Annotated in this window: 12 protein-coding genes and 2 pseudogenes; 11 read left to right on the top strand and 3 right to left on the bottom strand. The window is 60.0% G+C overall.

Annotated elements, in window-relative coordinates:
• Window positions 1–334: 334 nt before the first annotated feature.
• Window positions 335–544 (top strand): annotated as a pseudogene (locus PAF17_RS15800) (IS6 family transposase); the annotation flags it as partial.
• A 290-nt stretch (window positions 545–834) separates the two neighbouring features.
• Here PAF17_RS15800 and PAF17_RS15795 read toward each other — a convergent pair.
• Window positions 835–981 (bottom strand): annotated as a pseudogene (locus tag PAF17_RS15795) (ISKra4 family transposase); the annotation flags it as partial.
• Between the two features lie 182 nt (window positions 982–1,163).
• On the opposite strand from PAF17_RS15795, the gene PAF17_RS15790 reads away from it, so the two are divergent.
• The 4 genes from PAF17_RS15790 to PAF17_RS15775 all read left to right on the top strand — a co-directional run bounded on the left by PAF17_RS15790 (window position 1,164) and on the right by PAF17_RS15775 (window position 3,984).
• Window positions 1,164–1,430, top strand: coding sequence for a hypothetical protein (locus tag PAF17_RS15790; protein WP_271890070.1), 267 nt, complete (start codon window positions 1,164–1,166; stop codon window positions 1,428–1,430).
• Window positions 1,430–2,176 (top strand): porin family protein, encoded by a 747-nt coding sequence (locus PAF17_RS15785; RefSeq protein WP_271890069.1) that lies wholly within the window; start codon window positions 1,430–1,432, stop codon window positions 2,174–2,176. The genes PAF17_RS15790 and PAF17_RS15785 overlap by 1 nt, the downstream gene beginning before the upstream one ends.
• A gap of 98 nt (window positions 2,177–2,274) precedes the next feature.
• Window positions 2,275–3,153 (top strand): phosphoserine phosphatase SerB, encoded by an 879-nt coding sequence (gene serB / locus PAF17_RS15780; protein ID WP_271890068.1) that lies wholly within the window; start codon window positions 2,275–2,277, stop codon window positions 3,151–3,153.
• A 72-nt stretch (window positions 3,154–3,225) separates the two neighbouring features.
• Window positions 3,226–3,984 (top strand): TSUP family transporter, encoded by a 759-nt coding sequence (locus PAF17_RS15775; RefSeq protein WP_271890067.1) that lies wholly within the window; start codon window positions 3,226–3,228, stop codon window positions 3,982–3,984.
• A 140-nt stretch (window positions 3,985–4,124) separates the two neighbouring features.
• Here PAF17_RS15775 and PAF17_RS15770 read toward each other — a convergent pair whose 3' ends face one another.
• The gene (locus PAF17_RS15770) at window positions 4,125–5,111 is read right to left on the bottom strand and encodes an asparaginase (protein ID WP_271890066.1); all 987 of its coding nucleotides are present in this window, start codon (window positions 5,109–5,111) and stop codon (window positions 4,125–4,127) included.
• A 152-nt stretch (window positions 5,112–5,263) separates the two neighbouring features.
• Between PAF17_RS15770 and PAF17_RS15765 the strand changes: the two genes are divergently transcribed.
• From PAF17_RS15765 to PAF17_RS15755, 3 genes are all read left to right on the top strand, one after another.
• Window positions 5,264–5,788 (top strand): invasion associated locus B family protein, encoded by a 525-nt coding sequence (locus tag PAF17_RS15765; protein WP_271890065.1) that lies wholly within the window; start codon window positions 5,264–5,266, stop codon window positions 5,786–5,788.
• Window positions 5,789–5,923: 135 nt separating this feature from the next.
• Window positions 5,924–7,096, top strand: a complete 1,173-nt coding sequence (gene rlmN, locus PAF17_RS15760; RefSeq protein WP_271890064.1) for a 23S rRNA (adenine(2503)-C(2))-methyltransferase RlmN — start codon at window positions 5,924–5,926, stop codon at window positions 7,094–7,096.
• Window positions 7,097–7,216: 120 nt separating this feature from the next.
• Complete coding sequence (locus tag PAF17_RS15755; protein ID WP_271890063.1) at window positions 7,217–7,804, top strand: hypothetical protein; 588 nt, start codon at window positions 7,217–7,219, stop codon at window positions 7,802–7,804.
• 6 nt (window positions 7,805–7,810) lie between these two features.
• Here the strand turns inward: PAF17_RS15755 and PAF17_RS15750 are convergent, their stop codons facing one another.
• The gene (locus PAF17_RS15750) at window positions 7,811–8,644 is read right to left on the bottom strand and encodes an LOG family protein (protein WP_271890062.1); all 834 of its coding nucleotides are present in this window, start codon (window positions 8,642–8,644) and stop codon (window positions 7,811–7,813) included.
• Between the two features lie 108 nt (window positions 8,645–8,752).
• Between PAF17_RS15750 and dapD the strand changes: the two genes are divergently transcribed.
• From dapD to PAF17_RS15735, 3 genes are all read left to right on the top strand, one after another.
• Window positions 8,753–9,574 carry a 2,3,4,5-tetrahydropyridine-2,6-dicarboxylate N-succinyltransferase gene (gene dapD / locus PAF17_RS15745; protein ID WP_271890061.1) on the top strand — a complete coding sequence of 274 codons (822 nt, stop codon included), beginning with the start codon at window positions 8,753–8,755 and terminating at the stop codon, window positions 9,572–9,574.
• A 58-nt stretch (window positions 9,575–9,632) separates the two neighbouring features.
• Window positions 9,633–10,088, top strand: coding sequence for a YaiI/YqxD family protein (locus PAF17_RS15740; protein WP_271890060.1), 456 nt, complete (start codon window positions 9,633–9,635; stop codon window positions 10,086–10,088).
• Window positions 10,089–10,177: 89 nt separating this feature from the next.
• Window positions 10,178–10,756 carry an exopolysaccharide biosynthesis protein gene (locus PAF17_RS15735; RefSeq protein WP_271890059.1) on the top strand — a complete coding sequence of 193 codons (579 nt, stop codon included), beginning with the start codon at window positions 10,178–10,180 and terminating at the stop codon, window positions 10,754–10,756.
• Window positions 10,757–10,827 lie beyond the last annotated feature (71 nt).

Below are 10,827 nucleotides of genomic sequence, written 5' to 3'. Positions count from 1 at the left end.
AGAAAGGGGTGAGCTTGGCCATCTGCTCGTCAGTCAGCCAGTACAGGTCGCTCATGTCACCGCTCCATTTTCTGAGCCGTGAATCACGCCGTGCGACCGAAATCAATGCATCCTGACCCTAAGAAGCTCAAGGTCATTGGGTGTGATTTCATGTCGCTACCGTTTAATGGGCTCAGGGCAGAACCATATGCAGCAACTGAAATTTCGAAAGTCCTTCTCGGCCTTGTAGTTTTGCAGCGGCCCACTCTCATGACGGTTTTGTCGCAAAGTTTCCGGTTCAGTGTCTTCCTCTTATAGGTCAACGTTGTCAGGTGGTTGGCGAGGGGCTTGCGGCGTGATCAATTTGAAAGGCGTACACTTTCCGAAGTCGGTGATCCTACTCGCGGTGTTCTTCTACCTGCGCTATGCTATTTCCTATCATGATCTCGCGGAGATGCTGGCGGAGCGGGGCGTCACCTTCGATCACGCGACCCTGAACCGCTGGGTGATCAAGTTCGCTCCGCAGATCGCGGCTCGGGTTCGGGCGAGGAAGCGTCCGGCGGCGAGATATGCGCAGAAATTGGTGACGCTTGATCTGGCAGCGGTTTGAACGTGGCGGAGCCCGTCGCGGAACTCAACCCCTTCAATGATCTCGGGCAAGCGGTTCTGACTGTCGATCTTTCGCCATTGCTTTAGCGCTGACACCATCAGCTTGAACGCAATTACCAGACCTGTCTTGCGGCTGAGGCAGCCCTTGGTGTGTTTCGTTTCCTGCCGGACGATGGCGAAGGCGCTCGCGATCGGATTTGATGTCCTGCTGTGTTTCCAGTGTTCCGCCGGGTCGTCGTAGAAGGTCAGCAGCGCTTTCCGGTCCTTGATCAGCTTGGCAAGCCCCAAATTCTCGGAACCAAACTCGTCCGGCGCTTGGCGAAGTCGACCGACATTGCGCCTCTTGGTTTCTCCATCGTCAAACGTCGTCTTGACAAAAATGCTCACCTCCATGGCGGGTCCCGCTTTGTTCCAAGATCTTACCCTACCACGTCGACCACCAGGTTTTGTCCACTCCCAAAGATTCCGCGCCAAACCTTGCTGGCCGGGTCGCGTCGTGATCAGGGGCACGGGATTTTCATGCCCGGAATGTGGTTTCCGGATGGCCTGAACGCGCAACTGCAAGGGTTCGGCGAGTGCCGGATATCGCCCTGGATGCCAGCTTGAATCTCGCCATGTCGCGCCAAAGCGGTCTGGTTCGCGCGCAGACCATGGGATGCGAAGAAGGCACGAAACGGGTGTTCGCGATTGACATGCTGGCGCGCTGGACCATTCTGTACAGAGCCATGCCGATTTTCTTGCCGCTGCCCCGAAGCGGGACTGTCAATCGCGCGGCCGCGGTTCTCGGGATGTCCGAAAACGCGCTAACGATCAGTGACTTGAACATGACAGGTGCCACATGATGAACCAGAGGTTTCTTGCGACCACCGTGATCTGCTCTGCAGTATTCCTGAGTGTTCCGGCCAGCGCCCAGCAGGGCGATTGGGAATATACGGGGTCGATCTATATGTTCATGCCCGAAACGACCTCGACCATCGATACCCAGAATGGTCCTGTGGAAAGCAAGCTGAGCTTCAGCGACGCCCTGTCCAATCTGGATTTGTCGTTCATGGGTACCTTCGAGGCCAGCAACGATCGCTGGAGTCTGATCGCGGATTACCTGCTGTTCGACCTGTCATTTGGGAATGCGGCGCCTGACGGAGCCGATTTTACGCGCATCAATACCGATCTCAAGGTCCAGCTTTTCAATGGCTATGCGCTTTATCGCGCCTATCAGGATCCGAAATATCAGCTGGATCTGGGCGGGGGCTTGCGTTGGGTCGATGTCGATGCCGGGGTCGATCTGTTGGACGATGGTGCGCAATATGCAACCGGTGCGACGGATGGTGATTGGGTGGATGCCCTGTTGGCGGCACGGATGCGTGTGCAGTTTTCGGATCAGTGGTTCGGCACCGGGCTGATCGATTATGGCGGGTTCGAGGATGATCGCGAAACATGGCAGATTCTGTTGACCGCGGGCTATCGGTTCAACGAAAACTGGTCGGTTCAGGGCGGCTATCGCCATATCAGCGTCGAGAACCAGATCAACGGGCAGGATTTCTCATTTGATCAGTCCGGCCCGATCCTTGGAGTCAGCTACCGCTTCTGAGGCCTGTTCCCGGGTGGGTGTGCTGCTGGCTGCGCGCTCTGGCGCATCACTGGAAGTTGTCCTACACCTTGCGCAAGTTTTTCCCCAAGGAGCTTCCCATGTTCACCGTTACGCTGATTGCCGCGCCTGCGGCCGCCAATCTTGAAAGCGCGCTGCTGGATGGCCTTGCGAAAACCTGGGGCGGCAATTCCGTGCGTTGGCTGAATCCGGGAATTGCGGGTGAATTCGATGTGCAGAAGGCGCCGGAAGATGTCGAGCAGGTCTGGGCGGATCTTCAGGCCATCGGAATCGATCTGGCGATTCAGAAAACGGTCGGACGGCGCAAATCCATTTTGCTTGCCGATATGGATTCGACCATGATTTCGCAGGAATGCATTGATGAGCTGGCGGATGTCGCCGGCGTGGGCACACGGGTTGCCGACATCACTGCGCGTGCGATGAATGGCGAACTGAATTTCCACGAAGCCCTGATCGAGCGTGTCGGCCTGTTGGCCGGCCTGCAGGAAACGGTCATCGACGAAGTGCTGGAGACGCGCATCACCCTGGCTTCGGGTGGACCCGAGTTGGTCGCGACGATGCGCGCCAATGGCGGTTACGCGGCACTGGTGTCGGGTGGATTTATCTCGTTCACGGGGCCGGTTGCGGCCCGGCTGGGATTCGATGAAAACCGCGCCAACACGCTGTTGTCCGAGGGTGGTGTTCTGACGGGCCATGTTGCACTGCCCGTTCTGGGGCGCGAGGCCAAGGTCGAGGCGCTGCGCGAAATTGCGGCGGCGCGCAACCTGACCGCTGATGACGTGATCGCGGTCGGTGACGGGGCGAATGATCTGGGAATGTTGCAACTGGCGGGGGCTGGCGTCGCCCTGCATGCCAAGCCGGTCGTGGCCGCACAGGCCGGGTTGCGCATCAATCATGGCGATCTGACGGCGTTGCTGTATCTGCAAGGGTATCGCGCGTCAGAATTCGTGACCGGCTGATTCCGGGCCTGACGGCACAGATACTCCCGCCAATCGGCGAGCCAACTTCACAATCAGACGCCCGGGGCGCGAATGTTCGAACTTACGCTGGAAATGGCCCTGCTGTTGATTGCCGCAGGATTCGCGGCCGGTTTCGTCGACGCAATTGCCGGCGGCGGGGGGTTGATCACCTTGCCGGTGTTGATGTTGGCGGGGGTGTCCCCGGCCCAGGCCTTGGCGACGAACAAGGTTCAGGGGGCCTTTGGTGCGGCGACGGCAGCGGCAAGCTATGCCGCACGTGGGCAGGTGGATCTGCGCAGCCAGTGGCGTCTGGCCTTGCTGGCGGGGCTGGGCGGGCTTGCGGGGGCCGCTCTGGTCAGCCATCTGCCGACCGAAGCGTTGCGGATCGTCTTGCCTGTGATCCTGATCGGCATCGCAATCTTTTTCGCCTTCAAGCCGGGGCTTGACGATCTGGACCGTCAGCGACGGATGGGCGCGACACTGTTCGCGACGGTGATTGTGCCGCTGATCGGGTTTTACGACGGTCTGGTTGGTCCCGGCGCCGGATCATTTTACATGATCGCCTTTGTTACCTTGGCGGGATATGGGGTGCTGAAGGCGACGGCGCATACGAAATTGCTGAACCTGTTTTCCAATCTGGGCGGTCTGGCGATGTTTGCCTTGATCGGGCAGCCGCTCTGGCTGATCGGGGTGATGATGGGTGTGGCGCAGATGGCCGGCGCCGCGCTTGGGGCACGGCTGGCGGTGCGGATCGGGTCGCGCCTGATCAAGCCGCTTTTGGTCGCGACCTCGGCGATACTGGCCTTGCGGTTGATCTGGCAATTAATCTGAAGGGGGCCGTCGACGCCCGCTCTGCCAAGGGGCGCCGACAAGTCTTCTCCCCGAGAGGCGGTCATTGGGGGCCCCGCCCTCGGCGGTATTTCACCAGAATTCTGCGTCGAAACTGTGACGATTCGCGGCAGAATCGTGCTTCAGACCGGAAAACCGGGGGCCGTGCGCATTTCGCCGGTTACCATGCCGCGCCAATTCTTCATCTGGCCGGTCAGCAATCGGTTCACGGTCGGATCATCCTTTTCCAGAACCCCAAGATGCATCAAGATCGCCGTGATCGCGGCTTCGCTTGCGCGGGTGGCGCCGTCCAGGATCTTCAATGCAACGCCAAGCCCTTGGTCGGGCAGGATTGCAACGAACACGGCCTCGGCGCCGGTCTTCGCGGCCACACGCCCGCCGGTCGAGCGCATCAGCGCAGTGCAGGCCCGCCCTTCGCCCGCGACCATTTCGGGATGTGCGCGCATTGCATCCACAAGGCGGCTCATCGCCTGGCCGCGACGATCCTGACCGGGATTGGCAAAGGCAGCCATGGCGCGGCCCAGCCCTTCGAGGCTGCAGGACCAGTTCGGCGCGGAACAGCCGTCAATTCCATATCCCCGGCTGGTTTCCTGCGTGACTTCTTCGAAGGTGGATTTGATTGCCTGCTGGACCGGATGGTCGGGATCGATATATTCCGTGCCCCCACCCAGCTTGCGATTCAAGGTCAGGAAACCGGCATGTTTGCCCGAGCAGTTGTTGTGAAACTGGCAAGGTGATTCGTCGCTGCAGGTCAGGCGGCGGTTTTCTTCCTTGTCCTGGGGCATGTGGCTGCCGCACCGAAAATCTGCTTCGCTCATATCCATTGTGCGCACCCATTCATCGACCGCGTCGACGTGAATGCGGGCACCATTATGGCTGGCGCAGGCCAGCGCAAGCTGGCGGTCGGTCAGGCGCGCCTCGTCGGCGGCGCCGCTTTCGATCATCGGCAGCGCCTGTATCATCTTGCAGGAGGAACGCGGGAAAATAATTTCGGACGGAAGGCCCCATGCCTCGACGACGCCATGTTTGTCGCAAACGACCGCGTGGCCACGATGCAGGCTTTCAAGTTGATCGCCGCGCCAAAGTTCGATCAATTGGGCTGAACGCATAGCTGAATTCCCTGACAATTGCGCGATTTCCTGTCTTGCGCTCTTTTTTGCGCAATGATTTTGGCTATCCTGATCGCGGATGGTTGAAAAGACCAGCGCAATCAGGAAAAACGCCCGACGAAGCGGCGAAAAGATTGGCAGGAGGCCAGAGCATGAAAATCACGACCTTGCGCGCCATGGTGGCCATCGCGGTCATGTCGGCAGCAGGACTGAACGGTGCCGTTGCACAGGAGTCCACGAATGTCGTGGCAACTGAAGGCGACTGGACGGTGTTTGCGGCAAGCAACCCCAAGGAATGCTGGGCAGTGTCGCCGCCAAAGTCGACGCTGAACACCAAGGATGGCAAGGAGGTCGAGGTGACGCGCGGTGATATCCGCCTGTATGTCGCTTACCGTTCCGGGCAGAATGGTGAAGTGTCGTTCACCGGCGGATACCCCTTCGCGCCCGATTCGACCGTCGAGGTTGATGTCGGCGGACAGAAATTCAATCTGTTCACCGAAGGCGAAAGCGCCTGGACCGGCAGCCCCGGCGAAGATGGCAAGCTGATCGGCGCCCTGCGCGCGGGTTCGACCGCCGTCGTGACCGGGCGCTCTTCGCGCGGCACGACGACCAAGGACACGTTCAGCCTGTCGGGTATTACCGCGGCAACGAATACTGCCAAGGCGCGCTGCCAGTAAGTTTTCTGGCGGATCGGCGGTCACGCCGGGGCGTGACCGGAATGGCGCGGGTATGACGTCTATATGCGTGGCTGGTTGATTTCCGGCCGCGTTTATCCTATTTGCGGTTCTTTCACGCGCAAACTTGGTGTTTCTATGTCTGCTCCGATCACGCAGGATGTCCTGACCATTCCCCGCAAGCTGCCCGAGGGCGGCCGGATGAATATTGTCGGTTTGACCCGCGATCAGCTGCGCGCGGCCCTGATCGAAGCCGGCACCCCTGAAAAACAGGCGAAAATGCGTGTCGGGCAGGTCTGGCAGTGGATTTATCACTGGGGTGTGCGCGACTTTGCGCTGATGACCAATCTTGCCAAAGACTATCGCGCCTTGCTGGCCGACAAGTTCGAGATTGCCCTGCCCGAAGTTGTCACACGACAGGTCAGCGCCGATGGGACGCGCAAATATCTGCTGCGAATCGCCGGTGGGCACGAGGTAGAGGCCGTTTATATCCCCGAAGAGGGCCGGGGCACGCTTTGCGTTTCCAGCCAGGTCGGGTGCACGCTGACCTGCTCTTTCTGTCATACCGGCACGCAAAAGCTGGTGCGCAACCTGACGCCGGGCGAGATTGTCGGTCAGTTGATGGTGGCGCGCGACGATCTGGGCGAATGGCCCAAGCAAGGCGCGCCCAAGGATGAAACGCGCCTGGTCAGCAATATCGTGCTGATGGGCATGGGTGAGCCACTTTATAACTTCGACGGTGTGCGCGATGCGATGAATGTGGTGATGGACAATGAGGGTCTGTCCCTGTCGCGCCGCCGCATTACCTTGTCGACCAGCGGCGTGGTGCCCGAAATTGCGCGGACGGCCGAAGAAATCGGCTGCCTGCTTGCCGTCAGTTTCCATGCCACCACGGATGAGGTCCGCAACAAGCTGGTACCGATCAACAAGCGCTGGAATATCGCGACCTTGCTGGATGCCTTGCGGGAATATCCACGCCTGTCCAACAGCGAACGCATCACCTTTGAATATGTGATGCTGGATGGCGTCAATGACAGCGACGAGGATGCACGCCGTCTGGTCAAGCTGATTCGCGGCATTCCCGCCAAGATCAACCTGATCCCGTTCAATGAGTGGCCGGGCGCCCCCTATCAACGGTCCAGCTGGGACCGGATCGAGGCATTTGCCGATATTATCTACAAGGCGGGGTATGCCAGCCCGATCCGCACACCGCGGGGTGAAGACATCATGGCTGCATGCGGACAGCTGAAATCCGCGACTGAACGGGGGCGCAAGTCGCGCGCCCAGATCAGCGCCGAAGCCGCAGGCTGATCCTCGCATTATTTCCGCGTTTTGATTGCCCAAATACCGAACTTCCGGTTTAACTGACCCAATAGCGGGATGCCCGGCGGCCAGTGGCGGTTCGTGGGCATCAGGTCGCGGGGGTGATGAATGCGGTTGTGCCGGGCCTGTGCCCTTGTGTTCGTGTTGGCGTCCAAGCCGGTCTGGGCGGATGACAGCCCGGACAGGCAGCGCAACTTCTTTGTGATGGCAGGGCGCATCACCAGCTCGGACATGGCGGACAGCCTGGGGGTTGTGACCAGCGGTTACGAAAAGAACTATGTCATGGGGGGCGGGTTTCAAAACCTGACCTGGCGCAGCAATCTGGTGCAGATCGGATACGAAGTCGGTGCCGTGCTGCGCAAGGGCGATCGCGACACGACCGAGATCTGGGCCGGGATCCTGTCCCGGTTTCGCGGATTACGGGTGTCGCGCCATATGACGATCACGCCTTCGATCATTTTCGGCCTGAGCCATGTTGACGGTATCCAGAACGGTCGCGAGGCCGAACTGGCCGACGAATATCAGGGTGATCCCAGCCTGCTGTTCTATCTGTCACCCGAGCTTGAACTGTCCCACGCGGATCGCGACTGGTCGGTGTTCTGGCGTCTGCATCACCGTTCGGGTGGCGGCAAGACATTGGGGAACATGCGCGGTGCTACCAATGCCAATGCCGTCGGCCTGCGGTTTCGGTTCTGAAATGCCTTAGCAGGCGTCGTAATCCCAGCCGTCGATCAGCGATAGCGCCTCGTCGGCGGTTTCCACGAAATGGACCAGATCAAGATCGCTTGCACTGATCGTGCCGGCATCGGCCAGCGCCTGCCAGTTGATGATTCCCTCCCAGAATTCCCGCCCGAACAGCAGGATCGGAATGGCCTTCATGCGTCCGGTCTGGATCAGGGTCAGGGTTTCGAACAGCTCATCCAGCGTGCCAAAACCGCCCGGAAAGACTGTGATCGCACGGGCGCGCATCAGGAAATGCATCTTGCGGACCGCGAAATAGTGGAAGTTGAAGCAAAGGTCGGGCGTCACATATTCGTTCGGCGCCTGTTCATGGGGCAGCACGATGCCCAGACCGATGGACTGTCCGCCGGCCTCGTCCGCGCCCAGATTGCCCGCTTCCATCACGCCGGGGCCGCCGCCGGTGCAGATGACATTGTCCCTGCCATAGCTTGCCATGCTGCGCTGGGTCATCTTGCGGGCAAAGACGCGCGCTTCCTCATAGTATTTCGACAGGCCGGCAAGCGTCTTGGTGCGGGCCTGATCGGCCTTGTCAGGTGCGGGAATGCGCGCGCCGCCAAACATGACCACAGTCGTTTCGATGCCACGCTCGTCCATGACCAGCTGCGGTTTCAACAATTCGAGCTGAAGGCGCACGGGGCGCAATTCTTCACGCAGCAGAAAATCGCGGTCGGTGAAGGCAAGACGATATGCAGGGGCGCGTGTCTGCGGCGTATCCGGGGTTCGATCGGCGCGCGCCACGTCTTCTTCGCTATGGGGAAACGGATGGGCGCGGTCGCGATCGTCGTTCTGGGTCATCGAAGCCTCGTCTCTGGGGTCGCGCGGATTGCGCGGCGCTGCTCTCAGGCTTATAGCCCTGATGTGACAGTTTCCAGCCGCACGACATATTTCAAGGAGAAGGCCCCGATGACCCAGGCTCTAGAGAACGCCATCGAGACCGCATGGGAAGACCGCGCCGCGATCAGCAGCGCAACCACCGGCGAGGTCCGCGAGGCCGTCGAGGAAACCTTGACGGCGCTGGACAGCGGTTCGTTGCGTGTTGCCGAAAAGCGCGGCGATGACTGGCATGTGAACCAATGGGCCAAGAAGGCCGTTCTGCTGTCGTTCCGGCTGAACGACATGGAAGAAATGTCGGGTGGCCCCCAGGGCAGCAACTGGTGGGACAAGGTGCCCAGCAAATTCGCGGGCTGGGGTGACAATCAGTGGCGTGACGCGGGTTTCCGTGCCGTTCCCGGCGCGATCGTGCGTCGCAGCGCCTTTGTTGGAAAAGGGGCGGTCCTGATGCCGTCTTTCGTCAATCTGGGCGCGCATGTCGGCGAAGGCACGATGGTTGATACCTGGGCGACGGTCGGCAGCTGCGCACAGATCGGCAAGGACGTGCATCTGTCGGGCGGCGTTGGCATTGGCGGCGTGCTTGAACCGCTGCAAGCCGGGCCGACGATCATCGAGGACGGGTGCTTTATCGGTGCGCGCTCCGAGGTTGTGGAAGGTTGTATCATTCGCGAAGGCTCGGTTCTTGGGATGGGCGTCTATATCGGCCAGTCGACCAAGATCGTCGATCGTGAAACCGGCGAGGTCATGTATGGCGAAGTGCCGGCGGGTTCGGTCGTCGTTGCGGGCACCATGCCATCGAAAAACGGCGTGAACCTGTATTGCGCCGTTATCGTGAAGCGGGTCGACGCGAAAACACGGGCGAAGACGTCGGTCAACGAATTGTTGCGCGACTGATCGTCATTCGGGTGCCCGTCCGGTTCAGGGCGGGCCTTGGCCACAAGGCGGGACCGCCATGACAACATTGTATATCGATGCCGATGCCTGTCCGGTCAAAGCCGAGGCCGAACGGGTCGCGACCCGCATGAAGGTGCCGATGGTCCTTGTGTGCAATGGCGGTCTGCGCCCGTCGCGAAATCCGTTGGTCTCGCTTGTCATCGTGGATGAAGGGCCCGATGTTGCCGATCGCTGGATCGCCGAGAATTGCGGTACGGGCGATGTCGTCGTCACCGCGGATCTGCCTTTGGCGGATCGTTGTCTCAAGGCCGGGGCGCAGGTCCTGAAACATGATGGCGAGGTTCTGACCAAAGCCAATATCGGGCCGCGCCTTGCGACACGGGATCTGATGGCGGATATTCGCGCCGCAGATCCCTTTCATCGCAGCGGCGGTGGTGTGGCGTTTTCCAGGGCGGATCGCGCGCAATTCCTGCAAAGCCTTGATCGCGTATTGGTTGCAGCCAGCCGTTCGTGACGAAATGTGATCGGTAGAACCGGTCAAGGGTTTGATGCGTTGGGTTTCTGTCGGGGGGCGACAGTTTCATTCGGAACGGCAGGCAGGGAATGGCGCAACAGCAATCAATCAGTGACATCCTCGATCGCTTTGCGAACGCATCCGATGAGGATCAGACGAGCATTGCGCAGATATTGCGTGCCTTGGGTGATCGGTCATTCGCCGCAAACCTGTTGATTGCCGCAGCCGCAGTCGTGTCGCCGTTGTCGGGCATTCCGCTGTTTTCCAGCTTTTGCGGGATCGCTATTGTCATCATATCGGCGCAAATGCTGATGGATCGTGACCACCTTTGGTTGCCGGATTTCCTGATGTCCAAGAAGGTCGATACTTCGCGGCTGCGTAAGGCCAGCCAGCGGATCAGAAAGCCGGCAAGCTGGATGGATGGTGTCGCGCATGTAAGGCTGGCCTGCCTTGTTCGACACCCCTCTCTGTTTTGTTCGCAGGTCATATGCATGCTGTGTGGGCTTGCGATGCCCTTTCTGGAAGTTCTTCCATTCACCTCTTCGATCATGGGGGCGATCGTCTGCATGTTTGCATTCGGGATGCTGGCCAGAGACGGGCTTTTCACCATCTTTGGTTACCTGGGTGCGGCGGTGTTGCCCGTTTCCGCGTTTCTGATGTTGCATTGACGAAACGCGGAAACATGTTTGACCGTGGCAGGTGGGGAGGGCGGATCGCACGGCCATCGAGGCCGTGCGAT

Source organism: Paracoccus onchidii (assembly GCF_028294535.1).
Lineage (GTDB): Bacteria > Pseudomonadota > Alphaproteobacteria > Rhodobacterales > Rhodobacteraceae > Paracoccus > Paracoccus onchidii.
The sequence above is the reverse complement of the archived record's forward strand: the minus strand, read 5'-3'. Positions and strand labels throughout refer to the sequence as shown.

Bases quoted from the DNA above. Each gene is read 5' to 3' on its own strand.
- PAF17_RS15785 (WP_271890069.1), top strand. From the start codon at position 1,430: ATGAACCAGAGGTTTCTTGCGACCACCGTGATCTGCTCTGCAGTATTC.
- serB (WP_271890068.1), top strand. From the start codon at position 2,275: ATGTTCACCGTTACGCTGATTGCCGCGCCTGCGGCCGCCAATCTTGAA.
- PAF17_RS15775 (WP_271890067.1), top strand. From the start codon at position 3,226: ATGTTCGAACTTACGCTGGAAATGGCCCTGCTGTTGATTGCCGCAGGA.
- PAF17_RS15770 (WP_271890066.1), bottom strand. From the start codon at position 5,111: ATGCGTTCAGCCCAATTGATCGAACTTTGGCGCGGCGATCAACTTGAA.
- PAF17_RS15765 (WP_271890065.1), top strand. From the start codon at position 5,264: ATGAAAATCACGACCTTGCGCGCCATGGTGGCCATCGCGGTCATGTCG.
- rlmN (WP_271890064.1), top strand. From the start codon at position 5,924: ATGTCTGCTCCGATCACGCAGGATGTCCTGACCATTCCCCGCAAGCTG.
- PAF17_RS15755 (WP_271890063.1), top strand. From the start codon at position 7,217: ATGCGGTTGTGCCGGGCCTGTGCCCTTGTGTTCGTGTTGGCGTCCAAG.
- PAF17_RS15750 (WP_271890062.1), bottom strand. From the start codon at position 8,644: ATGACCCAGAACGACGATCGCGACCGCGCCCATCCGTTTCCCCATAGC.
- dapD (WP_271890061.1), top strand. From the start codon at position 8,753: ATGACCCAGGCTCTAGAGAACGCCATCGAGACCGCATGGGAAGACCGC.
- PAF17_RS15740 (WP_271890060.1), top strand. From the start codon at position 9,633: ATGACAACATTGTATATCGATGCCGATGCCTGTCCGGTCAAAGCCGAG.
- PAF17_RS15735 (WP_271890059.1), top strand. From the start codon at position 10,178: ATGGCGCAACAGCAATCAATCAGTGACATCCTCGATCGCTTTGCGAAC.